Below are 25,858 nucleotides of genomic sequence, written 5' to 3'. Positions count from 1 at the left end.
CCTTGTCACTGCGCCGCCGTCACGCGCTCACCGCGCTCGGCATCCGCTGGGTCTGCGCTGCCTCGATCAGCCGCTCTTTCGACCCCAAGAAGTTGCGGCCGCGTTCGCCCTCGAGCGAGTCGGCGATCAGCGCGTGCCATTCGGCGCGCTCGATCCGGTAGGCGGCCGGATTGCAGGAGATGCCGAGCCGCGCCATGAAATCCTCGAGGTCGTCGGCCGCCCGCATAAGGTCCGCGCCGAAAATCTGCTTCAGGCTGTCCTCGCAGAGCCCGCCCGCCCCCCTGACGCTGCGCAGCACCATCGGCAGCGAGAACGAGCAGGCAATGCCGTGCTGCACGCCGTGCCGCAGCGTGATCGGATAGGACAGCGAATGCGCGATCGCGGTCTTGGTGTTGGAGAACGCCAGCCCGGCGAACAGCGCCGCCTGCGCCATGCGGCTGCGCAGCTCGAGATTGCCGAGATCGTTGGCGAGCTTCGGCAGCACGTCGAGAACACCGCGCGCCGCCGCCACCGCGTGGTTGGCCGACACCGGGTTGTTGTTGACGTTCCAGATGCTCTCCAGCGCATGCGACAGCGCATCGAGCCCGGTGCTGATGGTGAGCAGCTGCGGCTTGCCGAGCATCAGGCGCGGATCGATCACCGCATGGGTCGGATAGAGCGACGGACGCGCCAGCGAATATTTCTTGCCGTTGGCCTCGTCCCACACCGTGCCCCAGCAGGTTACCTCGCTGCCGGTGCCCGCGGTGGTCGGCACCGCGATGATCGGGATCGCGGCAAGCCGCTCGGCGCCCTGCTGGGTCTCCAGATAGGCTTTCACCGTGGCGAAGTCGCCGCCCGCCGCCGCGAACACTTTTGCGGAGTCGATCACCGAGCCGCCGCCCAGTGCGATGATCACGTCCGGCTGTTTGGCGAGCCCGGCAAAGCGCGCGCTCTGCTCGGTGAGCAGCCGGTAGTCCGGATTGGGCGCGACGTCGCGGATGGTCAGGACCGACGGCCCTGCCGCGGCGCGCAGCCGGCGCTCGAGTTCGTCGAACACCGGTTCGCCATAGGTCACCAGCGCATAGGCGCGCTTGCCGATCAGCGCCGGCAGCTTGTCGAAGCTGTCGGCTCCGAATTCAACTCTTACCGGGTTGGAATAAGTCCAGGCCATCCACGCGTCCTCCGTTTGGCGCGAAGGTACGTCGCCCGTTGCTATTGACAAATTCATTCTACGGATGCGTTCTATTGATTATGTCAATAGTATTCAGCCAGCTCCGCGCCTTCCATGCGGTCGCCGCCCATGGCGGCTTCACTGCGGCGTCGCGTGTGCTCAACGTCGGCCAGCCGACGCTGACCATCCAGGTCAAGGAGCTGGAGGAGAGCTACGGCGTCGAGCTTTTGATCCGCAAGCCCAGGCACACCGAGCTCACCGAGGCAGGCAGCGCGCTGTTCGAGATCACCCGCGGCATCATGACGTTCTGCGACGAGGCGCACGAATTGCTGGCCGCGCATGGCAAGGCCACCAGAGGCCATCTGCGGGTTGCAACCGTCGGTCCATTCCATGCCACCGAGATCATCGCCGCCTTCAAGCGCGACCATCCGGAGGTGCAGATCTCGACCCTGCTCGGCAATTCCGAGCGCACCTTTCGCCACATCGTCGACTTCGAGGCCGACGTCGCGATCCTGGCGGAGGTGCCGGAAGATCCGCGCGTCACCATGATCCCCTATCGCACCCACCGCGTGATCGTGTTCGTCAACCGCGATCACCCCTGGTTCAAGCGCAAGTCGGTCCGGCTGCGCGAGCTGGCCGACCAGCCGATCGTGCTGCGCGAGCGCGGCTCGACCACCCGGCGCGCCTTCGAGGCGACGATGCAGGCCGAGGGCATCCGGATCGAGCCGGTGTTCGAGATCGAAAGCCGGGAGGGCGTCTGGAAGGCGGTCGAGCGCGGGCTCGGCATCAGCGTCGTCGCGGACTTCGAATTCGTGCCGCACCCGAACCTGCGCGCGCTCGAGATCAGCGACCGCACGATCAAGACCCAGTACAGCATCGCCCACCACAGCGGCCGCGGCCACTCACCCATCATCAAGGCATTCATCGACACGGTCCGCCGGATGAAGGGTGGCGATGCTACCGCGAAGGGCTCCTCCCGGCCTTGAGTGCGAGCAACGCCACGAGTCCAGCCAAACTCAAAGCCGACGTGACCGCAAGCGTATAGCCGCCGAGCGGTGCAATCAGGAAGCCGAATGCCAGCGGCGCGATCGCTTGAGACAGCCGCGACGGCGCGCCGAGCAGCCCCAGGCGGTAGCCGTAATCCTTTGGACCGAAGATCGCCAGCGGCAGCGTACCCCGCGCGATCGTCAGGATGCCGTTCCCTGCGCCGTGCAGCAGCGCGAAGACACCGGCAAAGCCACCGCCGAACAAGCCGATCACGCAGGCGCCCAACGGGTGCGTGATGCAGGCCAGGCGTGCTGACCACAGCGGATGGAAGCGCTTCAGCAGGCTCGCTTCGACAATGCGCGCTGCCACCTGCGCCGGGCCGATCAACGCGCCTGCCGCGATCGCCTGCGCTTGCGTCGCGCCGAGCGACTCGAGAATGCGCGGCAAGTGCACCGCCATCGCCGACGTGACGCTCCAGGCGGCCGCGAAAGCGAAGGCCAGCAGCACCATCGCACGATCGATCGGAATATGTGGCTTCGGCGTGTCCGCCGCGAGCCGATGCTCTCGCCTCAATCTGGGGATCAGAAAGCCATTCAGCGGCAGGCAGATCAGAATGTGCGCCGCCGCCCAGCCGAAGCAGGTCCAGCGCCATCCGATGGTTGACAGTCCCCACGCGCTGAGCGGCCAGCCGATCGTGCTGGCAAAGCCCGCGATCAAGGTGATGCCGGTGATGGAGCGGCGGGCGGCATCGCCGTAGATGCGCCCGAGCGCCGCGAAGGCCGCGTCATACAGGCCAAGGCCCATGCCGACGCCGAGCAACAGCCAGCTCACCGCCATCAGGACGCCGCCCTGCGCAAGCCCGAGCAGGATCAGGCCGGACGCCAGAATGAGATTGGACGCGCACAGCACTTCGCGTCCGCCCATGCGGTCGATCTGGCGGCCGACGCGCGGACCGAGCAATCCCGAGATCACCAGCGCCATCGAGAACGCGGCGAACAGCCAGTTCGTCGAGATGCCGAGGTCGCGCGCGATCGGGTCCGCGAGGATGGCCGGCAGATAGTAGCTCGAGGCCCAGGCAAGGGTCTGCGTGGTGCCGAGCGCGACGATCAGGATATTATCGGCACGGCGGCTCATCCAGCGCGCGTGCCCGTCGTCTTCGGCGAAACCACCTCTCCGTCCTCCTTGACGAACCGGCCGATGTCGGCGACCGGGAGGAGATCAAGAACCGCCTCGGACGGCCGGCATAACTTCACGCCCTTTGGCGAGACCACGATCGGCCGGTTGATCAGGATCGGATGTGCCATCATGAAATCGATCAGTTCGTCGTCGCTCCATTTCGGATTGCCAAGATCGAGCGCGGCATAGGGCGTGCCTTTCTCGCGCAGCAACGCGCGCGGCGTCATGCCCATGGCTGCGATCAGCGCGACCAGCGTGTCGCGCGCGGGAGGCGTCTTGAGATATTCGACGATCTCGGGCTCCTCCCCGCTTTGCCGGATCATGGCCAGGGTGTTGCGCGACGTCCCGCAATCGGGATTGTGATAGATCGTGATCGTCATTGGATCGCTTCCTTTGTGGTCTCAGTGCCGCGCAGCAGCCAGGTCATGAATGCCGCCGCGACCACGGCGCCCAGAACCTCGGCCACGATGAAGCCCGGCAGGTCCTGCGCCCTGATGCCGGAAAACGTATCGGTGAACGATCGCGCGATGGCGACCGCCGGATTGGCAAAGGACGTGGACGCGGTGAACCAGTAAGCGGCCGTGATGTAAAGCCCGACCAGCCATGGAATTGCGGCCTCGCGAAACCGGAGGCCACCGAGAATCGCTGCGATCAATCCGAACGCGGCAACGAATTCCGCAAACCACTGCGGAAAGCCTGTCCTCGCCTTGACCGAGAACTCCAGCAGCGGCAGGCCGAACATGCCGTGCGCAACCATTGTACCCAGGATTCCTCCGAGCATTTGCGCCGCGACGTACTGCGCGGCGTGCGGCAGTCGGAGTTCCCCCTTCAGTATGAACACCAGTGTCACCGCCGGATTGAAGTGCGCGCCGGAGATCGGCCCAAAGATCGTGATCAGCACCACCAGAATGGCGCCGGTCGGAAGCGTGTTGCCGAGCAGCGCCAACGCCACGTCCTTGGTCAAGGTCTCGGCCATGATGCCGGAGCCGACGACGGTCGCGACCAGGAGCAAGGTACCAACCCCCTCGGCCGCGAGGCGTCGTGACAGGTCGAAGTCGCGCATCAGGCACGCGCCTTCTTCTTGGCTGTGGAGGGCCTGCACTGCGCATCGGCGAGCGCCGGCGCGCAGATTTCCGGGTGGCCCGCGCAGCAATCCTTCATCAGGAAGGCGATGAGATCCCGCAAGCCGGTGAAGTCCGCCGAGTAGATGATCGAACGCGCCTCGCGACGCGGCACGATCATGCCGGCGTGCTCGAGATCCTTCAGATGAAACGACACGTTGGACGGCGATACCGCGACCGCCTCGGCGATCGCACCGGCCGCCATCCCGCCGGGACCGGCCTGCACCAGCAACCGCACGATCCGCAGCCGCGTTTCCTGCGACAGCGCGGCAAAGGCGGTTCGGGCTTGACGCTCCTCCATATTTCGACAATCCTACAATTCAATAATCATTGAAATGAGGATAGCAGCCATGGACACGCTTGCCAACACCCGATCGATCGTCGGCGCCCTGCTCCCGGTGGACGAGCTGTCGGCTGCGGCGCTGCTATCCAGCCTCGAGGCGCACAAGGAGAAGCCGCTGATCTTCAGCTACGATGGAAGGGACGTCCGCCCCAGCTACCACGTGACCGAGGTCAAGACCGGCTCATTCAGAGGGCTCGATTGCGGTGCGAATCCCGAGAGCTGGAGCGAGACCTTCATTCAGCTCTGGGACATCGAGGAGGAAAACCGCGGCCACATGGCTGCCGGGAAATTCCTCGCGATCATCCGCAAGGTCGACCAGGCCGTCGGCTTCGATCCGCAAGCCAAGCTGACCTTCGAAGTCAGCGACGGCGTGCGGCCGATGCAGATCTATCGCGCGGAACGCATGGATGCCGGCGACACCGCGGTCCGCGTCTATCTCTCCGCGCGTCCGTCGAGCTGCAAGCCGCGCGACCGCTGGCTGCAGGAGCAGCAATCCTGCTGCGTGCCGACAGCCAAGCAGCCGTGCTGCGGCTGATTGATGTTCGAGCGGGTTCGCGCCAAAAATCCCGATCACTGAGTTGCCCGACGGGTCAAGCCTCCGCAGCAAAAATATTTCGGTTTATCCGCAGACCGACACAGTGTATGTATCCGCCCGTCTCACCCGATCGAGGGGCGCTGCGCATCGTCAGGAGTGTTGCGGTGAGATGCGGTGGACGCTGCTTGTGCACTGACGACGTGCGCGATGCGGCGGACGGCGAAGTCGTGCAGACCTGACGCCCTAGCGGCAGGTGTCTCCTAGCGGAACGCGCAAGCGTTCTCGCGAAGGACGGTGACAAACAAGCCCAGTCTCACCGGGGCGAGCACGTATAAGCCGTAAAACCATCGCGCAGGGAAAGCCGGGTTGTTTCCGGTTACACCCGTGGTCCTACCTCCCGCGTTTTTCATTACGCGGGACCCATGGGTGCGATCGGCACCCGGCTTTCCCTGCGCCCTCTGCTTTCAGGGCGGCGAAAACGACATGCAAAAGCTCGGACAGATGATGTCGCGAGAATGCGAAGCCGCGTCCTACCCACACCTGTCATCGCCCGGCTCGCCGCCTCCGCTAAAGCTTCGGCGCGCCACGGACTGCTTGCCTCGTCGAAGCCTTGGCGTAGACGGGACCGGCCGATCCAGTACGCCGCGGCTTCTCGACTCAAGCACAGCCGCCTCTGGAATACTGGATCACCCGCTTTCGCGGGTGATGACACCGCGTTGTGAGGCATCTTGAATCCAGAACTGTCCTCATCGTCGTCCTGGCGAAAGCCAGGATCCATTACCCCAAATCTCAGTTGTTGCGCGAAGCTGCGGCCGCGGTCCCGCTCATCATCAAACGCGGTGGTTATGGCTTTCGCCAGGACACCGGTGAATGTGACGATTGCCGCAATGACGGCAAACTGCGCCCTACCCCTTCAAGCCGCCGTCGGCGCGCTCGACAGCGCGGCGAACACGGTCTCCGGCGAATGCGCGATCACCGCGAGCAGCGCGCGGGCGGGACCGCGTGGGGCGCGCTTGCCCTGTTCCCAGTTGCGGATGGTTTCCACGGGCACGCCGAGCTTGGCGGCGAATTCGAGCTGGGTGAGCTGGGCGCGGCGGCGCAAATCGCGCACGGCCGGCTGGGCGGCCGCAGGCTGCATTGCCGCTTCGGCCGGCTGCGCGGGGACGAGCGGGATTTCCTGCCCGTCGCGCAATTCGACGATCCGTCCGTCCGCCTTGAGCCGCAACCGCTGCATGATGGCCCCCTTGAAGATAGGCGCATCATCCGCCAACCCCGTTAAGGCGCGATTAACGATAAGACGGCCGGCCGGGGGGGAGCTATTTCAGCCCGAACCACAGCGTGGCGATGCCGAGAAACGAGAAGAAGCCGACCACGTCGGTGACGGTCGTGACGAAGGTGCCGGAGGCGACCGCCGGGTCGGCGCGCACCCGCTCCAGCACCATCGGAATCAGGATGCCGCCGAGCGCACCGGCGACCAGATTGCAGATGATCGCAAGCCCGATCACGATGCCGAGGCCTGGGATCTTGAACCAGGCCACCGCGGCGATGCCGGTGATGACCGCAAAGGCGATGCCGTTGACGAGCCCGACCATGGTCTCGCGCAGCACCACGCGCATCGCGTTGAACGCGCCGAGCTCGCGGGTGGCGAGCGCGCGGACCGCGACCGTCATGGTCTGGGTCGCGGCATTGCCGCCCTGGCTCGCTACGATCGGCGCCAGCACCGCGAGCGCCACCATCTTCTCGAGCTGGCCCTCGAACAGGCCGAGCACCGACGAGGCCAGGAACGCGGTGGCGAGATTGACCAAGAGCCAGTTGAAGCGACCGCGGGCAATGGTCCAGACCGTGTCCGACAATTCTTCGGGATGGGTGACGCCGCCGAGCGCCTTCAGGTCCTCGTCGGCCTCCTCCTCGATCACGTCGACGACGTCGTCGATGGTGATCACGCCGACCAGGCGCTCGGTGGTGTCGACCACAGGAGCCGCCACCAGATTGTACTTGCCGAACATCCGCGCGACCTCTTCCTGGTCCTCCAGCGCGGAGACCCGGCGACGGTCCTCGTCGATCAGGTCCTTGACCGGAACCGGGCGGCGCGTGCGCAGCAGCACGTCGAGCGGCACGGCGCCGAGCAAATGCCTGTCGGCATCGACCACATAGATCTCGTAGAATCGATCCGGCAGGTCGGGCGTGTCGCGCATGTAGTCGATCGCCTGCCCGACGGTCTTGTCCGGCGACACCGCGATGAACTCGGTCTGCATCCGCCGGCCGGCGGAATTCTCCGGATACAGCAGGCTGCGCTCGATGTCCTCGCGCTCGGCCGCCGGCAGCTTCTCCAGGATCTCTTCCTGGTCCTCCTCGTCGAGGCTCTCCAGCAACTCGACGGCGTCGTCGGATTCGAGCTCGCGGACGCCCTCGGCGACGGTCTCCGGCTCGAGTTCCTCGAGGATCTCCTCACGGACGCTCTCGTCGACCTCGTTGAGCGCCGAGAAGTCGAAATCGGTGCCGGTGATCTCGACCAGGGTGACGCGGTCGTCGGGCTCCAGCGCCGCGATCAGGTCGCCGAGATCGGCCTCGTGCAGTTCCGCGACCACCTCGCACAGCAGCGGCCGGTCGGCAGCGTGGATCGCCCGGGTGATCTCGTCGACGAATTCGGGGCGGAGCTGGCCCTCCTCGTCCCGCATCGGCATCCGGGCGAGCGGGTCGTCCTTTGGGCGGTCCTTGGCGGGCTCGGCAACGTCGAAATTCTCGGCCATGCCGTGTTTCGCCGGTTTGACAGGAGGGGAAAATCTGGTCTGATTGATGCGGACCGGATTACCTAATCGGCGGGGCACAGTGCAATGAGAAAGATGTCGAGCGCACCACGACCGATCCTCAACATTGTGGCGACGTTGGTCGCGATCGCGCCGCTCGCGCTGTTCGGCGCGGCGCAAGCCAACGAATGCCCGCGCAAGGACGCACTCGGCACCTCACGTGTGCTCGAGGTCGATCCTGCGACTTATCCGCGCGTCGGGCTGAAGAGCTTTCCGCAGACCCTGCCGCTCAGGGATGGCGAGGTGGTGCTGACGTTCGACGACGGACCGTCGCCTTTCGTCACCGACAAGGTGCTGGCGGCGCTGGGCACCGAATGCGTGCAGGCCACCTTCTTCATGGTCGGCCGCAACGCCTCCGAGCACCCCGACATGGTCCGCAAGATCGCGCGCCTTGGCCACACCGTCGGCTATCACACCTGGGACCATGCGCATCTCAACAAGCTGCCGACCGACCAGGCCGAGGCGAGCATCAACCGGGGCATCGAAGCGGTCCAGGCCGCCTTGCGCGGCACTGCCAGCACGGTTCCGAGCACGCCGTTCTTCCGGTTCCCCTATTTCGAGTCGACTCCGACGTTGCTCGACCATTTGGAAAAGCGCGGTATCGCGGTGTTCGGGGCGGATTTCTGGGCCAGCGACTGGGTCAAGATGACGCCCGAGGAAGAATTGAAGCTGCTCACCGGCCGGCTCGAAGCCCACCGGAAGGGAATTATCCTGCTGCATGACCCGCAAATGCGAACGGCCGAGATGCTGCCGGCCTTCCTGAGGTATCTCCAGGAGCATAATTTTCACGTCGTCCACATCGTCCCGCCGGCGATGAAGACCGTGTCCGACCGGACACATTGAACCCGGGGCCAAAGCTGGATTACAGACTGTTAAGGCGGCGTTCATGGCGCCCTTCTTAAGGATTCGTCAGTGCGTTTGGAATGCGGCCTGGATTTAATGATTGCAAACGTCCTGGTGATGATCCGGAAGCGGTCGCGGACCGTGATCGGCGCGGCGCTGCTGGGCTGCGGCTTGATGCCGCCGCATGCCGCCCTCGCCGCCGACTGCCCCAATCCCAACGCACTCGGCACCTCGCGGACCCTCGTCGTCGATCCCAAGGAGCATCCGCGGATCGGCACCATGCAGTATCCGGAGACCCTGCCGCTCGCCGACCACGAGGTGGTGCTGACCTTCGACGACGGCCCGCTGCCGAAATACAGCAACCAGGTGCTGGCCATCCTCGCCAGCCAATGCGTCAAGGCGACCTTCTTCACCATCGGCTCCCAGGCCCGGTTCAATCCGGAGGGCGTGCGCAAGCTGATCGCGGCCGGCCACACCGTCGGCACGCACAGCCAGAACCACCCGCTGACGATGAACAAGATGCCGCTCGAGCGGGTGAAGCAGGAGGTCGACGACGGCATCGCCTCGACGCTCGCAGCCCTCAACGGCGACAAGAGCAAGCTCGCGCCGTTCTTCCGGATTCCCGGCCTGATGCGCGCCGAGATCCCCGAGGCCTATCTGGCGTCGCAGGGCATCCAGGTCTGGAGCGCCGACTTCCCGGCCGACGACTGGCGCCACATCTCGCCGCAACGGGTTTACGATCTCGCGATCCAGCGCATCGAGGCCAAGCACAAGGGCATCCTGCTGCTGCACGACATCCAGCCGCGCACCGTCGCGGCGCTGCCGCGCATCCTCAATACGTTGAAGGAGCGCGGCTATCGCATCGTGCACGTCGTGCCGGCGACGGCGGAGCGCCCGGCGACGCCGACCGAGCCGCAGCAGTGGTTCATGCACCCTCCGACCGAGACGGTGGCGACCACGCGCTGGCCGAAGATTCCGAACTTCATCTTCACCGCGACGCGGACGCTGCCTGCGCCCGTGTTTGCCGGCATGGACTGGCGCGATGCCGACATCCTCGATCACGCCCAGCACGCGCGCCTCGGTGTGCCCGTCCGTACGGCCTGGCCGCAACCGCAGCTCTCGCAGCTCGCCGCCGTCTCGACCTTGCCGATCCCGGCGGCCAATGTGTTTCGCGTTCCCGAGGCGCTGGATCTGACGCTGCTCGCGGCCCGCTCGGCCGGCAGTCGCCGCCTCACGCAGCGCGCGGCAACTGTCCCCGGCGTCGGCGCGCCGCGCGCGCAGGCGATCTCCGCGCGCCAGACGACGCATCCGAGGCAGGCCGCACATCAGCTCCCCGCTCCGGTCCGCGGTAGAGCCCACGGCGCGCCGTTGCGCGTCGCACCACCGGCTGCGAGCAATGCCTCGGTCCATGTCGCCAGGCGCACCCCGCGCGCCGAAGCCTCGGCGGCCAACAAGCGCGTGCCCGATTGAGCTGACTTGGCTGGCCACGATCTCGGCGATGCAGAGCAGGATCACCAGCGCCTCGCCGCGCTCAGTTCATCCAGGTCACGGTATAAGTGAGCGGCAGGCCGAGCAGGCTCATCGACCTGATCCGATAATCGGTGACGCCGGCCGCCCGCAAAACGGATTCCAGCTCGCTGCGCGACAGCAGATTCATGTAGTCGCCCGCCGCCCAGCCCTTGCCGATGAATTCCAGGAAGCGATCGAACTGCTGCTTGGACAGCATGAGGTGCAGCAGCGGCAGGCGGGTGTGGACCTCGATCGGGAACAGCCGGTTCGGCGTCGTCAGATAACCGCGCTTCGACACGCGCCGCATCTCGCGAACGAATTGGATCTGCCGCTCGCGGCTGCCGACATGTTCGATCACGGCGTTCGAGTAGCCGATATCGAAGCTGCCGTCGGAAAACTGCAAATCGCAGCCGTCGCCATTGACGATCTTGATCTGCGGATGGTTCTTGCTGAAGTGCTCCATCTTCTCGGGCGTCAGGGCCGTGATCTGTCCCGGATAGGGATAGTGCTTGGCCAGATAATTGTCGGTCGACCAGTAATCGGTATCGGTGACGCCGATATCGATGATGGTGTCCGTGCTGCGCGGCTGCAGCAGATCGATGAATTCCTGATATTTCCTGGCGCGGTTGCGACCGGACACTTTCGACGCCAGCGACTCGATCAGATCCGTTGCCGGATTGGTCACAAGCTCCATGAGCGATCTCCCTTCGAATGTGCGAGCGACGATGTTGCGTGACCAGCATGGCTGCTCGCGCGCGTCAGTTTCCTGGTGGTGACGCCATCCATTGGCGGACGGCAACGCAACGGTGCTCTCGCGCACGTCAGGGAGTAGCACCGGTCTTGCAGCTACAGCCTTGGTCTTCGCGTACAGAATTTGACTTCGTACCAGCCCGGCAACAAATAGACGAAATTCAACGACACGTTGCGATTACATCGCACTAACCTTAATGCGGCGGCGTGCTGCCCGGAGCCTGCCGGCCCCAGGATAGCGCGTTTCGCGCCCTCGCTTTCGCTAGGCTTGTGGCCGGTTCTGGTCGTACAGCACCCGCACGCGGATCGTGCCGTGAATGGCCTTCAGCTCGGCCAGCAAGTCCTCGCCCTCGCCGCCGACCACGTCGGTCTCGAGCACGACGTAGCCGACTTCCACATCGGTCTGCAGGTATTGCGCCAGGATGTTGATGCCGTGCCGCGACACCGCGTCGTTGACCTGCCGCATCACGCCGGGAACGTTGCGGTGGACATGGATGAAGCGCGTGCCGGTCGGCCGTGCCGGCAACTGCACCTGCGGAAAGTTCACCGCGCCGAAGGTCGAGCCGACGTCGGAATGGTCGATCAGCTTGCGCGCGACCTCGCTGCCGATCCGATCCTGCGCCTCTTCGGTCGAGCCGCCGACATGCGGCGTCAGGATCACGTTGGGCAGGCCTTGCAGCGGCGAGACGAAACGATCCTGGTTCGACGTCGGCTCGACCGGAAACACGTCGGCCGCAGCACCCGCCAGCCTGCCCTCGCGCAGCGCGCTCGCCAGCGCATCGAGATCGACCACGGTGCCGCGCGAATTGTTGATCAGATAGGCCTCCGGCTTCATCAGCCTGATCTGGGCCGCGCCGATCATGTTGGCCGTGGTCGGCGTCTCCGGCACATGCAGCGAAACGACATCGCTCGCTGCGAGCAGTTCATCGAGCGTCTCGACCGGCTCGGTGTTGCCGTGACGCAATTTGTCGGTCTGATCGAAATAGATCACGCGCATGCCCATGGCTTCCGCGAGATTCGACAGCTGCGAACCGATGTTGCCGTAGCCGACGATGCCAAGCGTCTTGCCGCGCACCTCGCGGCTGCCCTCGGCGGACTTGTCCCACCCGCCGGCATGCGCGGAGATCGAGCGCGGAAAGATCCGGCGAAACAGCATCACGATCTCGGCGATGGTCAGCTCGGCCACGCTGCGTGTATTGGAGTAAGGAGCGTTGAAGACCGGAATGCCAAGACGCCGCGCGGCGTCGAGATCGACCTGGTTGGTGCCGACCGAGAAGCAGCCGACCACCAAGAGCCGGTCCGCCGCCTCCAGGACCTCCGCGGTCAATTGCGTCCGCGAGCGGATTCCCAGCATATGAATGCCCGACAGCGCCCGCTTGAGCTCGGCAGGTCCCAGCGCCTTGGGCAGGCGTTGCAGCTCGGTATAGCCGTTGGCTTCGAACATCCGGACTGCGGAATCGTTGACGCCTTCAAGCAGCAGGACGCGGATCTTGGTCTTGGGAAGAGACAGCATCGTCGGACTTGGCCTTGTTCAGGGGGAGTCGGTTGGCGCAAGGGCTATCACGCGCGATGCTGATCAGCGAGCAAATCGCGGCCTTTCCCGGCCCGACTCGGTTCAAAAGACGGCGCGAGCGTCGCGAACAACGGATGAATCAGAAGTGGCAGCCTTGCGTGAGACAATGCCGGCTTCCACCAGTCGGCGCGAGGATTGACATCCCCGAAATCTCATTTGATATCAATGTCTTATGAGATTGGTGCGCTCGGAGGGACTCGAACCCCCACGGTGTTACCCACTGCCACCTCAAGGCAGCGCGTCTACCAATTCCGCCACGAGCGCTGGGATGCCGGATGGAACCCTAGGGCGCCGCCGCATCGACGGGGCCATGTAACAAATCATGCATGCAGGGACAAGGCGATTAATGCGCGAATTAACCGCGGATACCGGGAGATTTCGGCAGCATCTGCTTGACCTCGACCGCGATCCGGTTGCGATCGACCAGGACGACGCCGCTGGCCACCGGGAGGTTGTTGGCGAGGATCTTGACCTCGTCGGCCTCGGTGGCATCCAGTTCGATGATGGCACCGCGGGACAGCCGCATGACTTGGTGAATCGGCATGGTGGTGGTCCCGAGGACCACCATGAGATCGACGCTGACTTTATCGAGCGTGGGCACTTCTGAACCGCCGAACGGGAACTAAATTGTGGGTTCACCTGACCACGTTAGGGTTAGCTAATGGTTAACGACCGCCAAAGCCTCGATCTGACGACCTTTGCCCGCGCTTCGCGCGGCGCAGCGGTCGAATGGCGGATTGCGGACCGTCCGGTGCCCTACCCCGATTCGCTCGCCGCGATGGACGCACGGGTGGCGGCGATCGCCGACGGATCGGCGCCTGAGCTGGTGTGGCTGCTCGAGCACCCGCCGCTCTATACCTCCGGCACTAGCGGCAAGGCCGACGATCTGCTCGATCCGCGCTTTCCGATCTTCCAGAGCGGCCGCGGCGGCCAGGTCACCTATCACGGCCCGGGGCAGCGCGTCGGCTATGTGATGCTCGATCTCAAACAGCGCCGGCCGGATGTCCGCGCCTATGTCGCCTCGCTGGAGGAATGGATCATCCGCACGCTGGCCGCCTTCAACGTCCGCGGCGAGCGCCGCGAGGACCGCGTCGGGGTCTGGGTGAAACGCCCGGACAAGGGCCCCGGCTTCGAAGACAAGATCGCCGCGATCGGCGTCCGGCTGCGCCGCTGGGTCTCGTTCCACGGCATCGCGATCAATGTCGAGCCCGAGCTGTCGCACTTCCAGGCGATCGTGCCCTGCGGCGTGGTCGATCCGCGCTACGGCGTCACCTCGCTGGTCGATCTCGGGCTGCCGGTCACGATGGCCGATCTCGACATCGCGCTCCGGCAGGCATTTGCCGAGGTGTTCGGCGACACCGCAGCGCGGCTGCCGGAAGCGACGTCCTAGGACCTCACGCCGCCTTCTGCGGCGCCAGCTCGAGCTTGCCGGCGATGTAGCGGCGCTCCTGGGTCAGGCCGCCGAAGCCGTAGGCATCGCCCTTCACCTCATCGACATGGGCATAGCTCTCGGTGTGCAGCGGCCCGAGCAGCTCGCCCATCCACTTGAACAGCGCGGCGAGATAGGCCGCCTTCTCGTCCTTGGTGTTGGTGCCTTCGCTGACGTGAATGTCGAGCCAGTAGCTCGCGAGCCCCTGCTCGGCGAGCGACTTGCCGCCGGCGAACCAGTCGGCAGCATCGGCGGCCTTGACGATGATGGCGGTGACCTGGGGATCCTTGTGCAGGATCTTTGCGGTCAGCTCCGACACGGCGGCGGCGATATCGGACTTCAGCGACGGCGACGGGCGCGAGGTCGCATAGGTGACGGTGATGAGCGGCATGATCGGATCTCCTCGAATTCGGTTAGCGCGGGTCATTCGCGCCTCCTTTAGCTAGACCTTCCCGCATCATCTTGGTATCTTATCTATCCTGATAGCAATGATAACGATTTATGATCATTACCACCTCGCTCGACATCGACACCGTGCAGGCGTTCCTCCTGGTCGCCGAGCTGCAAGGCTTCACCCGCGCCGCTGAGGCGCTCGGCACCACGCAGGCCGCGATCAGCATGAAATTGCAGCGGCTGGAAACCGTGCTCGGCAAGCGGCTGGTTGAGCGCTCGCCGCGCGCGGTGCGACTGACCGCCGATGGCGCGGCATTCCTGCACCACGCCCGCGCGCTGATCGAGGTGCACGACCGCGCACTGTCCGGCGAGAGGCCGGCGCGGCAACAGCTCACGCTCGGGATCAGCGACCATGCCGCAGGTCCCGAGTTGGTGCCGCTGCTGGAGCGGCTGCACGCGATGGCCTCGCAGCTTGCGCTCGCGGTGACGATCGGCTTCTCGCGCGCGATGCTTGATGCCTACGATGCCGGCGAGCTTGACGCCGTGATCGTGCGCCAGGAAGGCAGCCGGCGTGGCGGCGAGAAACTGACGGAAGACGAATTCGGCTGGTTCGCCGCCAGGCGTTTCGTCTGGCCGCGTGGCGATGCCTTGCCGCTCGCGACCCTCGCACCGCCTTGCGGGGTGCGCGCCCTGGCCGTGCGCGCGCTCGACAAGGCTGATATCGCGTGGACCGAAAGCTTCATCGGCGGCGGCGTCACCGCGGTGGTGGCTGCCGCGCTCGCCGGCCTTGCCGTCGCGCCCCTCGTCCGCCGCATCGCGCCGCCGGGCCTGATCGACATCGGACCCGCGCACAAGCTGCCGCGGCTCGGCGCGTCGAAGGTGATGCTGCATTCGAAAGTCGGCGATCCCGCCAAGCTTGCGGCATTGCGGACGCTGGCGGCGACGTTCCGCAGCGTGGCGTCTGCGGCGTAGCGTGAGCATCCGCATGGGTCACATCTATTCCTCGCGGGCTGCCAGTTCGCCCATGACGAACCAGTAGGTCAGGCCGGCGACACATCCGGCCGCGACGAACAGACAAACAAGCCCCGACGTCCAGACGGCCGGCGAGCGGACCAGCACGGTGATGCTCAACGCGCCGATCGCAGCGCCGGCGCAAGCGAAGAAGCCGGCGGCCCGGATCTGGAACTCCTCAGTGAACCAGACGACCATCGCCGCGGGAATTGCGGTGAGCAGACAGGTGATGACGAAGACCACGGCCGACGGAAGCAGCAACACGACGATGCCGTAGAGCAGCCGGGCAAAATCGCCGTGGGACGCCAGCATCAGAAAGGTCTGGCCAACGGCGGAGATCACCGCAGTCGCGGCGCCACAGCCCGCCAACCAACCCCCGATAGCGCGCGAACAGGTGCTGGACATCGTGCCCTCCTCTACAGGATTGCCTCGAATGCGCTGCGCAAGGTTTCGTGCCGGAACACAAAGCCGTTGCTCAGCGCCTTGTTCGGCAGCACGCGCTGGCCGCCGAGCAAGAGTTCGTTGGCGAAATCGCCGCCCACGGTGCGGAGCAGCCCGGCAGGCACGCGGAAGATCGCGGGCCGGTGCAGGCGGCGCCCCAGCTCTTCGGTGAATTTGGTGTTGGTCACCGGGATCGGCGCGGTCGCGTTGATCGGCCCAGAGAGCTCGGGCTTCGCGATCACATGCGCGATCAGGCGCACCAGATCGTCGCGCTCGATCCACGACATCCACTGCTTGCCGGAGCCGAGCGGTCCGCCGAGACCGAATTCGAACGGCGTCAGCATCCGCGTGATGAAGCCGCCGTCGGTGCCGATCACGAGACCGGTCCGCAGATACGCCACGCGCACGCCGTGCTCGGCGGCCGGCTTCGCGGCATTCTCCCAGGCCTCGCACAGGTCATGACTGAAGCAGGCGTGGGATTTCGCCGACTCCGTCAGCACCTGGTCCTGCCAAAGCCCGTACCAGCCGATCGCCGATCCGCTCACCAGCACCGACGGCTTGCGCTCGAGCCGCGCGATCAGCTTGACGACGTCGGCCGTCATGTCGATCCGCGAGGCGATGATCCTGCAGCGCTTGGCCTCGCTCCACAGGCCGTTGCCGATCGGCTCGCCCGCGAGATTGACGATGGCGTCGATCGCTGTGTTGGCCGGCAACTGGTCGAGGCGCGTGATCAGCGTCACCGGCGGCGGTAGCATCTCGGCCTTTGCGGGATTGCGGATCAGCGCGATCACCTGATGGCCCGATGCGGTAAGGCTTGCGACCAGGCGGCTGCCGATGAAGCCGGTCGCACCGGTGACCAGCACGGTCTGCCGCGCCGGCAATGTCTCGACCAGCGTCGCGGCCGGCACGCTGGACATCCGCCCCAAGCGCCTTGCCGCGGCAAAGTCACGCGCGCCGAACAGCGCGGCACCGAACGCCGCGGCTCTCGCAAAAGCACTCAAGGCACCCGCATAGGCCGGCACGATGGCCGTCGGCAGCATCGCCCAGCCGATCAGCACCGGCAAAAGCAGCACGAGGATGGCGCCGTAGTTGATCGCCAGCAGCGTATGATTGACCCGCTCGCTCGGCGGCAGCTTTCGGCTCAGATCCTCCTCGACGAAATCCATCAGCGTGATGACGATCTCGACGACCAGCACGGCCATGACGGCGATCGCGAGAATGCCGTGCACCTCGAGCCACCCGAGCACGAGGAATAGCAGCGCATAGAGCATGTTGCGCACGCTGTGCAATTGCAGCTCATGGCGCTGCGACGGACGCCACGCCAATCGTTCGGTGAATTCGTGATGATAGAAGGTGTCGAACGCGCCCATCGCGATCTGGATGGCGACCAGGGTCCAAAGCAGCGGTGTCATGACGAAGCCTCCCTGAACACGGCCGACTGACGGAGCAGCCGGCCGAAACGCGGGTGGATGATCTCCAGCGTGAAGCGGAAGTCGCCGCAGCCGAGATCGGAATGGGTCACGGTGAGATCGCCGGGCGTGAGCCATGCGGGCAGCGGCAGGCGAACCGGACCGAGCTGCAACGAATAGCCGACGCTGCGGAAAACCAGGGCCTCGTGCTCGACCATGATCTGCAGCGCCATGCTGACGCCGAAGCCGACATATTCCTCGAGCCCGGTCGGCCCGGCAAAGCGCTTGGCGGAATGGATCACCTGCGGGAAGCCGTCGCGGCGCGCGCAGATCCGGGTCCAGACCTGGCCGCCGCTTGCGGCATCCTCGGTCACCGTGACGATCATCGGCACGCCGGTCTCGCTGCCGGTCGGAAGCGGCCCGCCGATCAGCCGCGCGGCCTGGGCCAGCCACCAGCCGGCGCGGCTAGTTGAGGCCTCCTCGACCTCGCCGACATAGACGACGGTGTTGCCGTCCTCGAACCGCTTCGAGAAACGGCGCCAGATCGCGACCGGCAGGCGGCCCCAATCCTCGTCCGACAGCAAGGCGCGGAAGCGATGATCGTCGAGCAGTTTGGTATCGGAAGCCGGCGCGGTCTTTAAGGTCGATCTCCTTGCTGACGCCATCGCACACTCCCGTTACGCCGCCGTCCCTATTTGGCTCTGCCGGTGGGCAGGAAACTCACGATCTTCTCGCCGAGCTTGATCAGTGCGACCAGGCGCGGCCGCGGCACGTTCAGCATCTGCGTGTACCAGCGGTCGACCAGCTCGGTGAAAGTCAGCATCTCCTTCAGCCGCTTGCTGGCGAGCGGCGAGATCGCCGGGTCGTCCGCCGCGTCGGAGACGCAGGCGCGCAGCGCCGCCAGCGCGGGATCGATCTCGCGCTCCTTGCGCCCGGCCGCGATCTTGGCCGCGACCTCCCAGATGTCGGTCTCGGCCTCGAAATGGTCGCGGCGGTCGCCGAGGATCGGCACCCGGCGGATCAGTCCCCAGGACAACAATTCCTTGATCGAGTTGGAGACGTTGGAGCGCGCCATGCCAAGCGTGTCGGCAATGTCCTCAGCCGTCATCGGCGCCTCGGCCAGATAAAGCAGTCCGTGGATCTGGCTGACCGAGCGGTTGACGCCCCATTCGTCGCCCATGTCGCCCCAATGCAGGATGAAGCGCTCGACGACGGCGGGGAGTTTTTTCTTGGCGGTTATTTCTGTCACGACAGAAATATCAGACCGTTCGGAGTGAAAGTCAAGGGCTGCGGCCGGCCCTCCGCAACGCGGGCTGGACGCGATTCGAGCCGTTGGCGCGTACGGAGCGCTGGTTCATACTTCGGAGGCGGCTTCTGCCCGTGACGGCCACGATGGCCGTCCGCTTTTCGAGGAAATGCATATGACGGCTCCACTTTCCGACAAGGTGTTCGCGGGATCCGTCCCGCAGCTCTACGACCGGCTCATGGTGCCGATGATCTTTGCGCCCTATGCCCGCGACCTCGCGCAGCGCATCAAGGGCCACCGGCCGCGCGACCTGCTGGAGGTCGCGGCGGGCACCGGCGCCGTCACCACCGTGCTGGCGACGGAATTGCCCGATACCCAAATCACCGCGACCGATCTCAACGAGCCGATGCTGGCGCAGGCGAAGACGCATCTCGCTGATAAGACGAACATCAGGTGGCAGCAGGCCGACGCATTGTCGCTGCCGTTTGGCGATGCGAGCTTCGACATCGTCGCCTGCCAGTTCGGCGCGATGTTCTTTCCCGACCGCGTCAAGGGTTACGCCGAGGCACGGCGCGTGATCAGGCCCGGCGGCCGCTACTTCTTCAGCGTCTGGGACAAGATTGCGGAGAACGATTTCGCCGACGTGATGCAGCAGACGATGTTTCAGGTATTTCCAGGCAACTCGCCGCAATTCATGGCACGGACGCCGCACGGCTATCACGATCCCGCGCGCATTCGCGCCGACCTGACCGCTGCCGGCTTCCGCGACATCGTCATCGAGCTGGTCAGCCAACGGAGTCCCGCCGCCTCGCCGCTGGACGTGGCCGTCGCCTACTGCCAGGGCACGCCGATGCGCGGCGAGATCGAGGCGCAGGGTCAACCGAGTCTCGAGGCTGCCACAGAGCGCGTGGCAGAGGCGCTGACGCGCCGCTTCGGCAACGGCCCACTCAACGGAAAGATTCAGGCGCTGGTGATCTCGGCGGCGTAGGCCGCGCGTCACACCGTCGGCAGGAACGCGAACCGCTCGCCCGCCCCGCGCAGGTTCAAAAGGTCTGATGTGCCGTCATCGGCCTGCACGCGGTCGACGCGCGCCGAGATCGGTCCGCGGCCGCACGCCTTGATCATGTCGGCAACGATATCTTCGGGGCCGGAAAACACCGCCTCGACGCTGCCGTCGCGACGATTGCGGACCCAGCCTTCGAGGCCGCGTGCACCGGCGTGTTCGTGAACCCAGGCACGATAGCCGACGCCCTGGACGCGGCCGGTGATCGTGACGTGGCGGATCACGCCGCTCATGTCTTCAAGCCGAGGAATTCGCCGCTGCGCGCCTTGGTCTCCGCCTCGCGCATCACGCGGCCGGTCAGTTCGGACGACGCGATGCCCTTCAGGTTCTTCGGCGAGGTGCCGTCGCGCAGCGCCTTCAGCGTCTCGTAGACCGCCTGCGTCGCGGCCGCGAACGGCGCGTGGCCCTGCAACGCGATCCTGACGCGCTGGCTCGCCAGATAATCCGGCGCGGTCATTTCCTCCGGCGCGCCGCCGAGCACGATCGGCAGCGTCGTCGCGGCCGACAGCGCCTCCAGCTCGTCGCGCGATTTGATGCCGGTGAAGAACAGCCCATCGACGCCGACCGCCTCATAGGCCTTCGCGCGTGCGATCGCATCGTCGAGATCAGTGATCGAGACGGCGCCGGTGCGGCCGAGGATCACGAGCGACGGATCGCTGCGACCGTCGAGCGCGGCCCTCATCTTGCCGACGCCCTCCTCCAGCGAGATCAGCTGCGTCTTGGCCTGGCCGAACGCCTGCGGCAGCAGCGTGTCCTCGATGGTGAGGCCGGCAGCGCCGGCGGATTCCACCTCCTGGACGGTGCGGCGGACATTGAGCGCATTGCCGTAGCCATGGTCGGCATCGACCAGCACCGGCAGGGTCGACGCCCGCGACATACGGCGGATCTGCTCGGCGAATTCGGTCAGCGTGATCAGCGCGATGTCGGGATCGCCGAGAACCGCGAGCGAGGCCACCGAGCCGCCGAACATGCCGAGCTCGAAGCCGAGATCCTCCGCGAACCGGATCGAGATTGCGTCATAGACCGAGCCCGGGCGGATGCAGCTTGATCCGTTGAGGATCGATCGCAGTGCTTCGCGGCGTTTGCGGAAGGCCATGGTGTTGTCTCCATCCGCGTCATTGCGAGGAGCGAAGCGACGAAGCAATCCACGGCTTGAGGAGATATGGATTGCTTCGCTTCGCTCGCAATGACGGTGCTATGCGAACTCCAGGATCAGCGCATCGACCGCGAGCGTGGCGCCGGCGGCGGCGTGGATCTTCTTGACCGTGCCGTCGCGCTCGGCGCGCAGCACGTTCTGCATCTTCATGGCTTCCACGACCGCCAAGGTCTCGCCGGCCTTGACCTCCTGCCCTTCGGTCACCGCGATCGACACCACGAGCCCGGGCATCGGGCACAGCAACTTCTTGCCGGTGTCGGCGGCCGAAACCACCGGCATCAGCTGCGCCGAGGTCGCCTCGGTCTCGGTGAAGACATAGACCGGCACCTCAAAACCCTGATGCGCGAGGCGGAAGCCGTTGTTGATCGCCCGCACCTGCACGGCGACGAAATTGCCGTCGATGGTGCCCTGCCAGACCGGCTCGCCCGGCACCCAGCTCGACACCAGGTTATGCGGATTGCCGGGCAGCCCGTCGGTGCCGATGAAGCGCACTGCGATGGCGTCGGCTTCGCGCGCGACGTCGAGCGCGATCTCCGCGCGATCGAGCCACACCGCGCGGCGGCGTTCGCGCAGCACCACGCGACCGCCCATCTGGCCGGAGATCTGCCGCTTGCGTTCGCCCAGCACATGATCGATGGCAGCGCCGACCGCCGCAAGGCGCCGCGCGATCTCGCCCTCGGGCGCGCGCGCGGAAAATCCCTTCGGGAATTCCTCCGCGATGAATCCGGTCGAGAGCCGGCCCTCGCGCCAGCGCGGATGATTCATCAGCGCCGATAGGAACGGGATGTTGTGCCTGATGCCGTCGACATAGAAGGCGTCGAGCGCGGTCGCCTGCGCCTCGATCGCCGCCGCGCGCGACGGCGCGTGGGTGACGAGCTTGGCAATCATCGGATCGTAATGGATCGAGATCTCGCCGCCTTCCTGCACGCCGGTGTCGTTGCGGATGGTGATGCCGTCATGGCTGGCTTCGGCCGGCGGACGATACTTCACCAGGCGCCCGATCGACGGCAGGAAGTTGCGGAACGGATCCTCGGCATAGACGCGGGATTCCACCGCCCAGCCGGTCAAGGTGACGTCCTTCTGCGCGATTGCGAGCTTCTCGCCGGCCCCGACGCGGATCATTTGCTCGACGAGGTCGATGCCGGTGATCAATTCGGTGACGGGATGCTCGACCTGCAGGCGGGTGTTCATCTCCAGGAAGTAGAAGCTCTTGTCCTGGCCGGCGACGAATTCCACGGTGCCGGCCGAATCGTAGTTCACCGCCTTGGCCAGCGCGACCGCCTGCTCGCCCATCTTGCGGCGGGTGGTCTCGTCGAGCAGCGGTGACGGCGCCTCCTCGATGACCTTCTGGTTGCGGCGCTGGATCGAGCACTCGCGCTCGCCGAGATAGATCACATTGCCATGCTTGTCGCCGAGCACCTGGATCTCGATGTGCCGGGGATCGACGATGAATTTCTCGACGAAGACGCGGTCGTCGCCGAACGACGACTTCGCTTCGGCCTTGGCGAGGTTGAAGCCTTCGGCGACCTCCGCCTTGGAATGCGCGATACGCATGCCCTTGCCGCCGCCGCCGGCGGAAGCCTTTATCATGACGGGGTAACCGATCTCGTCGGCGATCTGGACCGCGTGCTTGTCGTCCTCGATGACGCCGAGATGGCCGGGCACGGTCGAGACCTTGGCCTTCGCAGCCGCCTTCTTGGATTCGATCTTGTCGCCCATCGCGGCGATGGCGCCGGGGTTCGGGCCGATGAAGACGATGCCGGCGGCCTCCAGCGCCCGCGGGAACGCCTCGCGCTCGGACAGGAAGCCGTAGCCGGGATGCACGGCCTCAGCGCCGGTCTTGCGGCAGGCCTCGACGATCTTGTCGATCAGAAGATAGCTCTCGGCCGCGGCGGGCGGCCCGATCAGCACGGCCTCGTCGGCCATCTCGACATGCAGCGCGTCGCGGTCGGCCTCGGAGTAGACGGCGACCGTCTCAATCCCCATACGGCGCGCAGTCTTGATGACCCGGCAGGCGATCTCGCCGCGGTTGGCGATCAGGATTCGTTTGAACATGCTCTTCTTGGGCTTCTTGGACTGGGCTTCTTCGGATTTGGGCTTTTGGCAGGATTCCTCCCCGCGCAATCCGGCACGGGCCACTCCGTTGGTACAGCAAATTGCCCCGGAGGCAACGGTAAATAGATAGTGCGCCGGGCTTTGTGGTCAGAACCTAGGAAATAATCCTTCTTTACCGGTGCCCCTCAGCGCTAGTCGTACTGCACGAGGGCTTTTGTCGCTTGAGCTCCGTCCAAGACTTTACTCAAGCCGCCCTGGTCCTTTGAGGCGAGAATAACCAAGCGATGCTCTGCGCGGCTCAGCCCCAAGTACAGTTCAGATAAAAACCGTCTCAGCTTGTAAGCTTTATATTGCCCTTCTGGGACTTGGTTAGCATTGGCGTCAAGCGCAGGCGCAACGTCGTGCACCGAACGAATTAGCGCGGCGATCTCAGGCGTGTAACCTTGAAGAACTTTCGCGATGACGCGTCTCGTCGCTCTTCATAGGCGGTTGGAAGGCCGATGTCTGAGAACACGCGCGCAAGATTTTGAGTAATTGCATACCGATAGGGTGCAGCAATTCGACCGAGCCGCTTCGCGGTCGGATTCCGCAAAGTCATGTCTGCAACACGGATCGAGATGTCAGATATCTCGATTTGACGGATATACCTAAGCATAAGAAACAGACCCGTCTCCTCCTCTTCGTGCTCCAATGGAAGATAAAAGACATCACCCGGCAGGCTGGATACCGACGACTGCACCTCATCCGCCAGAGCCGACAAATCATCAGGCTGAATCTGCTTGCCTTTATGTTTCAAACAAAAGCAACTTTGGAGAAGAGCGATGTCGGGCACCTCGGATTGAATCAAGGCCTGGAGCGTGCTGAGCTCTTCCACCAAGCTCGCGAGCTCTTTCCTCTGCCCATTGTCAGTAATCTTTAGCTCGTTGTGCAGCCCTTCGAGTCCCACCCGCCCAAGCCATTGAAGTGCCGCCTCTAAGGAAATCGGTGCCGCCGTTTGGCCAAGCTTCGAGAGACGATTATTGATCTTACTAACAAACCTTGAGGACGACGCCTGCAAGGCTTTTTCAAATTTCCCATCTTTCCAATGGTGCCAAATATAGTCCTCCATCATCAACGCCGGCACGTAGGAGGCAACGCCTTTGGTCTTTGACCGTACGAGGTCGCAGTCGGCCGTAACAATCACACCATAGGTGGACCATGGCCGTTCGTAGTGATCTGCAGTCCGTTTGAAGATATCACCTTGGAGGAGAGGTTCATCACCCGCCTCTTCGATTGCAATGTAATGGCCCATAATCAATTTCAGATTCAGACGTGCATAGAATTGGGAGCTGAACCAGTTCCTTCAGATCCTGCGATTAAGTTTATAAATTCAGCCTGAACAACCTACAAGAAACCTGATGGTTTGCTGCAACGCAAAGCACAGATTAAATGGCAGCCGGAGTACGTCAGCCCGTGTAGGTCTTGAAGCGGCCGCGGGAATGGGCCTTCGCGACGGCCTTCATCAGCTCGCTGACCTCGTTCTCCAGGAAGTCATTGGCCACGATCAGCGCTCGAATGGTCGCGCGCAGATTTCCGCCGCAGGCGGAAATCGCCTGATCGACAGCCGCTTCCAGCCCGTCATCGTCGTCAGATTCGGGCCGTGCAGACATCATCAGGTATCCGGGATTCAAATCGCGCATCATGTTCCTATTTTGTTCTCATCGAGTCAATCGGATCTTTGATCGGACGCAGTCTCCTGCGCCGCCTTTCTCTTCCGCCGCCAGCGCGCGAGCCATTGCAGGGTCCAGATGTCGGCGACGACCTCGACGAGGACGTTGATGATGAAGTCGGCCATGCCCGCATCTCTCCAATCGCGATGTCCGGCCGTTCTACGTCGCGGAATGCCGATCGGGATGTGACGGCGCGCACGCCCCCTCTGTACGAACAGTCCTTGGTTGGATCGTACCGGCCTGTGCTAGAAGTCCGGCTGTCCGCCAAAGACCTGAAGTGAGCAAGATGCGGTTTCGAAATCCGGTCGTCACGACGCTTCTCCTGACATGCCTTTCTGCAATCCCCGGCCTGCCGGCGATGGCCGCCGCCCCGGCGGTGCCAGCGGTCGTCAAGGACGCCGGCACCATCCAGCTCGGCAACACCACCTACCGGCTCGACGGCATCGACACGCCGGCGGTCGATCAGCTCTGCATCGATGAGCACGCCGACGTCTGGACCTGCGGGATCGAAGCGCGCGACCAGCTGACCAGGCTGATCGGCGGCAAGCCGATTCACTGCGACGACATCGGCGTCGATCCGACCTTCAAGAAGCGCCGGCTCGGCGTCTGCAAGCTCGAGGGCGACCCGACCAGCCTCAGCCAGGTGCTGGTGCAGAAGGGCTACGCGCTCAATCTCGAGGGGTCGGCCACTGGCCGATTCAAGCCGGATGAGGCCACCGCCAGGGACAATCGTGCCGGGCTGTGGAAGGGCTGCTTCGTGGCGCCGCGGGATTTCCGAGCCGCCAAGAAGGATGGCACCCTGCTCGGCAACGCCTGCCCGGCCGACCGCGCCACGCAGATCCGCGATGCGCTCTTCCCCGACGACCTGCCGATGCCGGCAAGCTGCAACATCAAGGGCAAGTATGCCGTGCGCGCCCGCGTCACCGGCAATGTCGGCATCTATCATTTGCAGGCGTGCCGCAGTTACCCCGGCCTCGGCAATCCGGATCGCTGGTTCTGCTCCGAAGAGGATGCGCAGGCCGCCGGGTTCCGCCGGGCCTATAATTGCCGCCCGCCCAAAAGCAAGTGAAGTGCAAGTGAACGACAAATGATGCGACAAATCACACTGGCAAAGCCGCCTCGTCCTGTGTGACACTGCGCCTAGAGGTTGCC

Annotated in this window: 29 protein-coding genes and 1 tRNA gene; 8 read left to right on the top strand and 22 right to left on the bottom strand. The window is 64.8% G+C overall.

Annotation, left to right across the window (positions count from 1 at the left end; all coding sequences use genetic code 11):
• Nucleotides 1-19: 19 nt before the first annotated feature.
• Nucleotides 20-1,150 (bottom strand): iron-containing alcohol dehydrogenase PsrA, encoded by a 1,131-nt coding sequence (gene psrA, locus ACVW17_RS24680; RefSeq protein WP_456754306.1) that lies wholly within the window; start codon nucleotides 1,148-1,150, stop codon nucleotides 20-22.
• An 80-nt stretch (nucleotides 1,151-1,230) separates the two neighbouring features.
• On the opposite strand from psrA, the gene ACVW17_RS24675 reads away from it, so the two are divergent.
• Nucleotides 1,231-2,136, top strand: coding sequence for a LysR substrate-binding domain-containing protein (locus tag ACVW17_RS24675; RefSeq protein ID WP_456754305.1), 906 nt, complete (start codon nucleotides 1,231-1,233; stop codon nucleotides 2,134-2,136).
• Here the strand turns inward: ACVW17_RS24675 and ACVW17_RS24670 are convergent.
• Genes ACVW17_RS24670 through ACVW17_RS24655 form a run of 4 tightly spaced genes read right to left on the bottom strand, consistent with a single transcriptional unit; the run spans nucleotide 2,108 to nucleotide 4,735 of the window.
• Complete coding sequence (locus ACVW17_RS24670) at nucleotides 2,108-3,271, bottom strand: MFS transporter (protein WP_456754304.1); 1,164 nt, start codon at nucleotides 3,269-3,271, stop codon at nucleotides 2,108-2,110. The two genes, ACVW17_RS24675 and ACVW17_RS24670, sit on opposite strands and share 29 nt — an antisense overlap.
• A complete protein-coding gene (gene arsC / locus ACVW17_RS24665) occupies nucleotides 3,268-3,693 on the bottom strand; it encodes an arsenate reductase (glutaredoxin) (RefSeq protein ID WP_456754303.1) in 426 nt (141 codons plus the stop codon). The genes ACVW17_RS24670 and arsC overlap by 4 nt, the downstream gene beginning before the upstream one ends.
• Complete coding sequence (locus ACVW17_RS24660) at nucleotides 3,690-4,376, bottom strand: aquaporin (protein ID WP_456754302.1); 687 nt, start codon at nucleotides 4,374-4,376, stop codon at nucleotides 3,690-3,692. Before ACVW17_RS24660 ends, arsC begins: the two co-directional genes overlap by 4 nt.
• A complete protein-coding gene (locus ACVW17_RS24655; protein WP_456754301.1) occupies nucleotides 4,376-4,735 on the bottom strand; it encodes an ArsR/SmtB family transcription factor in 360 nt (119 codons plus the stop codon). Before ACVW17_RS24655 ends, ACVW17_RS24660 begins: the two co-directional genes overlap by 1 nt.
• Before the next feature lie 49 nt (nucleotides 4,736-4,784).
• Between ACVW17_RS24655 and ACVW17_RS24650 the strand changes: the two genes are divergently transcribed.
• On the top strand, nucleotides 4,785-5,312 hold the full coding sequence (locus ACVW17_RS24650; RefSeq protein ID WP_456754300.1) for a DUF6428 family protein: 528 nt from the start codon (nucleotides 4,785-4,787) through the stop codon (nucleotides 5,310-5,312).
• A gap of 913 nt (nucleotides 5,313-6,225) precedes the next feature.
• Here ACVW17_RS24650 and ACVW17_RS24645 read toward each other — a convergent pair.
• Both ACVW17_RS24645 and mgtE read right to left on the bottom strand, forming a co-directional pair.
• Complete coding sequence (locus ACVW17_RS24645) at nucleotides 6,226-6,546, bottom strand: helix-turn-helix domain-containing protein (RefSeq protein WP_456754299.1); 321 nt, start codon at nucleotides 6,544-6,546, stop codon at nucleotides 6,226-6,228.
• 82 nt (nucleotides 6,547-6,628) lie between these two features.
• Nucleotides 6,629-8,062 carry a magnesium transporter gene (gene mgtE / locus ACVW17_RS24640; RefSeq protein WP_456754298.1) on the bottom strand — a complete coding sequence of 478 codons (1,434 nt, stop codon included), beginning with the start codon at nucleotides 8,060-8,062 and terminating at the stop codon, nucleotides 6,629-6,631.
• Nucleotides 8,063-8,146: 84 nt separating this feature from the next.
• Here mgtE and ACVW17_RS24635 point away from each other — a divergent pair, with 84 nt between their 5' ends.
• Nucleotides 8,147-8,962, top strand: a complete 816-nt coding sequence (locus tag ACVW17_RS24635) for a polysaccharide deacetylase family protein (protein ID WP_456754297.1) — start codon at nucleotides 8,147-8,149, stop codon at nucleotides 8,960-8,962.
• A 96-nt stretch (nucleotides 8,963-9,058) separates the two neighbouring features.
• On the top strand, nucleotides 9,059-10,432 hold the full coding sequence (locus ACVW17_RS24630; RefSeq protein WP_456754296.1) for a polysaccharide deacetylase family protein: 1,374 nt from the start codon (nucleotides 9,059-9,061) through the stop codon (nucleotides 10,430-10,432).
• A gap of 61 nt (nucleotides 10,433-10,493) precedes the next feature.
• On the opposite strand, the gene ACVW17_RS24625 is transcribed toward ACVW17_RS24630, so the two are convergent.
• From ACVW17_RS24625 to ACVW17_RS24610, 4 genes are all read right to left on the bottom strand, one after another.
• Entirely contained in the window at nucleotides 10,494-11,165 is a 672-nt protein-coding gene (locus ACVW17_RS24625) for a methyltransferase domain-containing protein (RefSeq protein WP_456754295.1), read from the bottom strand.
• A 318-nt stretch (nucleotides 11,166-11,483) separates the two neighbouring features.
• Nucleotides 11,484-12,734: a phosphoglycerate dehydrogenase gene (serA, locus tag ACVW17_RS24620; RefSeq protein WP_456754294.1), complete on the bottom strand. Its 1,251-nt coding sequence runs from the start codon at nucleotides 12,732-12,734 to the stop codon at nucleotides 11,484-11,486.
• Between the two features lie 239 nt (nucleotides 12,735-12,973).
• Nucleotides 12,974-13,058: transfer RNA gene (locus ACVW17_RS24615), tRNA-Leu, on the bottom strand.
• Between the two features lie 91 nt (nucleotides 13,059-13,149).
• Nucleotides 13,150-13,395: a FliM/FliN family flagellar motor switch protein gene (locus ACVW17_RS24610; protein WP_456754293.1), complete on the bottom strand. Its 246-nt coding sequence runs from the start codon at nucleotides 13,393-13,395 to the stop codon at nucleotides 13,150-13,152.
• A 60-nt stretch (nucleotides 13,396-13,455) separates the two neighbouring features.
• Between ACVW17_RS24610 and lipB the strand changes: the two genes are divergently transcribed.
• On the top strand, nucleotides 13,456-14,184 hold the full coding sequence (lipB, locus tag ACVW17_RS24605) for a lipoyl(octanoyl) transferase LipB (protein ID WP_456754292.1): 729 nt from the start codon (nucleotides 13,456-13,458) through the stop codon (nucleotides 14,182-14,184).
• 4 nt (nucleotides 14,185-14,188) lie between these two features.
• Here the strand turns inward: lipB and ACVW17_RS24600 are convergent, their stop codons facing one another.
• Nucleotides 14,189-14,614, bottom strand: coding sequence for a tautomerase family protein (locus tag ACVW17_RS24600; protein ID WP_456754291.1), 426 nt, complete (start codon nucleotides 14,612-14,614; stop codon nucleotides 14,189-14,191).
• Between the two features lie 116 nt (nucleotides 14,615-14,730).
• On the opposite strand from ACVW17_RS24600, the gene ACVW17_RS24595 reads away from it, so the two are divergent.
• Nucleotides 14,731-15,588 (top strand): LysR family transcriptional regulator, encoded by an 858-nt coding sequence (locus ACVW17_RS24595; RefSeq protein ID WP_456756520.1) that lies wholly within the window; start codon nucleotides 14,731-14,733, stop codon nucleotides 15,586-15,588.
• 24 nt (nucleotides 15,589-15,612) lie between these two features.
• Here ACVW17_RS24595 and ACVW17_RS24590 read toward each other — a convergent pair whose 3' ends face one another.
• Genes ACVW17_RS24590 through ACVW17_RS24575 form a run of 4 tightly spaced genes read right to left on the bottom strand, consistent with a single transcriptional unit; the run spans nucleotide 15,613 to nucleotide 18,726 of the window.
• Nucleotides 15,613-16,032: a hypothetical protein gene (locus ACVW17_RS24590; RefSeq protein ID WP_456754290.1), complete on the bottom strand. Its 420-nt coding sequence runs from the start codon at nucleotides 16,030-16,032 to the stop codon at nucleotides 15,613-15,615.
• 11 nt (nucleotides 16,033-16,043) lie between these two features.
• Nucleotides 16,044-17,480: a TIGR01777 family oxidoreductase gene (locus ACVW17_RS24585; protein WP_456797941.1), complete on the bottom strand. Its 1,437-nt coding sequence runs from the start codon at nucleotides 17,478-17,480 to the stop codon at nucleotides 16,044-16,046.
• Entirely contained in the window at nucleotides 17,477-18,142 is a 666-nt protein-coding gene (locus ACVW17_RS24580; protein WP_456754288.1) for a DUF4166 domain-containing protein, read from the bottom strand. Before ACVW17_RS24580 ends, ACVW17_RS24585 begins: the two co-directional genes overlap by 4 nt.
• A gap of 26 nt (nucleotides 18,143-18,168) precedes the next feature.
• Nucleotides 18,169-18,726 carry a GbsR/MarR family transcriptional regulator gene (locus ACVW17_RS24575; RefSeq protein WP_038385827.1) on the bottom strand — a complete coding sequence of 186 codons (558 nt, stop codon included), beginning with the start codon at nucleotides 18,724-18,726 and terminating at the stop codon, nucleotides 18,169-18,171.
• 172 nt (nucleotides 18,727-18,898) lie between these two features.
• Between ACVW17_RS24575 and ACVW17_RS24570 the strand changes: the two genes are divergently transcribed.
• Nucleotides 18,899-19,711 carry a methyltransferase domain-containing protein gene (locus ACVW17_RS24570; RefSeq protein WP_456754287.1) on the top strand — a complete coding sequence of 271 codons (813 nt, stop codon included), beginning with the start codon at nucleotides 18,899-18,901 and terminating at the stop codon, nucleotides 19,709-19,711.
• A gap of 8 nt (nucleotides 19,712-19,719) precedes the next feature.
• Here the strand turns inward: ACVW17_RS24570 and ACVW17_RS24565 are convergent, their stop codons facing one another.
• From ACVW17_RS24565 to ACVW17_RS24540, 6 genes are all read right to left on the bottom strand, one after another.
• Complete coding sequence (locus ACVW17_RS24565; RefSeq protein WP_456754286.1) at nucleotides 19,720-20,019, bottom strand: acylphosphatase; 300 nt, start codon at nucleotides 20,017-20,019, stop codon at nucleotides 19,720-19,722.
• A complete protein-coding gene (locus ACVW17_RS24560) occupies nucleotides 20,016-20,882 on the bottom strand; it encodes an isocitrate lyase/PEP mutase family protein (RefSeq protein ID WP_456797940.1) in 867 nt (288 codons plus the stop codon). The genes ACVW17_RS24565 and ACVW17_RS24560 overlap by 4 nt, the downstream gene beginning before the upstream one ends.
• Before the next feature lie 99 nt (nucleotides 20,883-20,981).
• The gene (locus ACVW17_RS24555) at nucleotides 20,982-22,997 is read right to left on the bottom strand and encodes an acetyl-CoA carboxylase biotin carboxylase subunit (protein ID WP_456754284.1); all 2,016 of its coding nucleotides are present in this window, start codon (nucleotides 22,995-22,997) and stop codon (nucleotides 20,982-20,984) included.
• A gap of 415 nt (nucleotides 22,998-23,412) precedes the next feature.
• Nucleotides 23,413-24,288 carry a hypothetical protein gene (locus ACVW17_RS24550; RefSeq protein WP_456797939.1) on the bottom strand — a complete coding sequence of 292 codons (876 nt, stop codon included), beginning with the start codon at nucleotides 24,286-24,288 and terminating at the stop codon, nucleotides 23,413-23,415.
• A gap of 154 nt (nucleotides 24,289-24,442) precedes the next feature.
• Nucleotides 24,443-24,649 (bottom strand): hypothetical protein, encoded by a 207-nt coding sequence (locus tag ACVW17_RS24545; RefSeq protein ID WP_456797938.1) that lies wholly within the window; start codon nucleotides 24,647-24,649, stop codon nucleotides 24,443-24,445.
• 53 nt (nucleotides 24,650-24,702) lie between these two features.
• Nucleotides 24,703-24,831 carry a hypothetical protein gene (locus ACVW17_RS24540; RefSeq protein WP_456797937.1) on the bottom strand — a complete coding sequence of 43 codons (129 nt, stop codon included), beginning with the start codon at nucleotides 24,829-24,831 and terminating at the stop codon, nucleotides 24,703-24,705.
• A 161-nt stretch (nucleotides 24,832-24,992) separates the two neighbouring features.
• Here ACVW17_RS24540 and ACVW17_RS24535 point away from each other — a divergent pair, with 161 nt between their 5' ends.
• On the top strand, nucleotides 24,993-25,775 hold the full coding sequence (locus tag ACVW17_RS24535; protein WP_456754282.1) for a thermonuclease family protein: 783 nt from the start codon (nucleotides 24,993-24,995) through the stop codon (nucleotides 25,773-25,775).
• Nucleotides 25,776-25,858: the final 83 nt, after the last annotated feature.

Source organism: Bradyrhizobium sp. USDA 4473, from assembly GCF_054063335.1.
This window is presented reverse-complemented; position numbering and strand designations above follow the sequence as displayed.

Excerpts from the sequence above, each read along its gene's own strand:
- ACVW17_RS24630 (WP_456754296.1), top strand. The coding sequence starts at position 9,059 with ATGATTGCAAACGTCCTGGTGATGATCCGGAAGCGGTCGCGGACCGTG.
- psrA (WP_456754306.1), bottom strand. The coding sequence starts at position 1,150 with ATGGCCTGGACTTATTCCAACCCGGTAAGAGTTGAATTCGGAGCCGAC.
- ACVW17_RS24670 (WP_456754304.1), bottom strand. The coding sequence starts at position 3,271 with ATGAGCCGCCGTGCCGATAATATCCTGATCGTCGCGCTCGGCACCACG.
- ACVW17_RS24535 (WP_456754282.1), top strand. The coding sequence starts at position 24,993 with ATGCGGTTTCGAAATCCGGTCGTCACGACGCTTCTCCTGACATGCCTT.
- ACVW17_RS24580 (WP_456754288.1), bottom strand. The coding sequence starts at position 18,142 with ATGGCGTCAGCAAGGAGATCGACCTTAAAGACCGCGCCGGCTTCCGAT.
- ACVW17_RS24550 (WP_456797939.1), bottom strand. The coding sequence starts at position 24,288 with ATGGGCCATTACATTGCAATCGAAGAGGCGGGTGATGAACCTCTCCTC.
- ACVW17_RS24560 (WP_456797940.1), bottom strand. The coding sequence starts at position 20,882 with ATGGCCTTCCGCAAACGCCGCGAAGCACTGCGATCGATCCTCAACGGA.
- serA (WP_456754294.1), bottom strand. The coding sequence starts at position 12,734 with ATGCTGTCTCTTCCCAAGACCAAGATCCGCGTCCTGCTGCTTGAAGGC.
- ACVW17_RS24555 (WP_456754284.1), bottom strand. The coding sequence starts at position 22,997 with ATGTTCAAACGAATCCTGATCGCCAACCGCGGCGAGATCGCCTGCCGG.
- ACVW17_RS24635 (WP_456754297.1), top strand. The coding sequence starts at position 8,147 with ATGAGAAAGATGTCGAGCGCACCACGACCGATCCTCAACATTGTGGCG.
- ACVW17_RS24545 (WP_456797938.1), bottom strand. The coding sequence starts at position 24,649 with ATGATGTCTGCACGGCCCGAATCTGACGACGATGACGGGCTGGAAGCG.
- ACVW17_RS24565 (WP_456754286.1), bottom strand. The coding sequence starts at position 20,019 with ATGAGCGGCGTGATCCGCCACGTCACGATCACCGGCCGCGTCCAGGGC.
- ACVW17_RS24570 (WP_456754287.1), top strand. The coding sequence starts at position 18,899 with ATGACGGCTCCACTTTCCGACAAGGTGTTCGCGGGATCCGTCCCGCAG.
- lipB (WP_456754292.1), top strand. The coding sequence starts at position 13,456 with ATGGTTAACGACCGCCAAAGCCTCGATCTGACGACCTTTGCCCGCGCT.
- ACVW17_RS24590 (WP_456754290.1), bottom strand. The coding sequence starts at position 16,032 with ATGTCCAGCACCTGTTCGCGCGCTATCGGGGGTTGGTTGGCGGGCTGT.
- ACVW17_RS24650 (WP_456754300.1), top strand. The coding sequence starts at position 4,785 with ATGGACACGCTTGCCAACACCCGATCGATCGTCGGCGCCCTGCTCCCG.
- mgtE (WP_456754298.1), bottom strand. The coding sequence starts at position 8,062 with ATGGCCGAGAATTTCGACGTTGCCGAGCCCGCCAAGGACCGCCCAAAG.
- ACVW17_RS24655 (WP_456754301.1), bottom strand. The coding sequence starts at position 4,735 with ATGGAGGAGCGTCAAGCCCGAACCGCCTTTGCCGCGCTGTCGCAGGAA.
- ACVW17_RS24675 (WP_456754305.1), top strand. The coding sequence starts at position 1,231 with ATGTCAATAGTATTCAGCCAGCTCCGCGCCTTCCATGCGGTCGCCGCC.
- arsC (WP_456754303.1), bottom strand. The coding sequence starts at position 3,693 with ATGACGATCACGATCTATCACAATCCCGATTGCGGGACGTCGCGCAAC.
- ACVW17_RS24540 (WP_456797937.1), bottom strand. The coding sequence starts at position 24,831 with ATGGCCGACTTCATCATCAACGTCCTCGTCGAGGTCGTCGCCGACATC.
- ACVW17_RS24660 (WP_456754302.1), bottom strand. The coding sequence starts at position 4,376 with ATGCGCGACTTCGACCTGTCACGACGCCTCGCGGCCGAGGGGGTTGGT.
- ACVW17_RS24585 (WP_456797941.1), bottom strand. The coding sequence starts at position 17,480 with ATGACACCGCTGCTTTGGACCCTGGTCGCCATCCAGATCGCGATGGGC.
- ACVW17_RS24645 (WP_456754299.1), bottom strand. The coding sequence starts at position 6,546 with ATGCAGCGGTTGCGGCTCAAGGCGGACGGACGGATCGTCGAATTGCGC.
- ACVW17_RS24625 (WP_456754295.1), bottom strand. The coding sequence starts at position 11,165 with ATGGAGCTTGTGACCAATCCGGCAACGGATCTGATCGAGTCGCTGGCG.
- ACVW17_RS24600 (WP_456754291.1), bottom strand. The coding sequence starts at position 14,614 with ATGCCGCTCATCACCGTCACCTATGCGACCTCGCGCCCGTCGCCGTCG.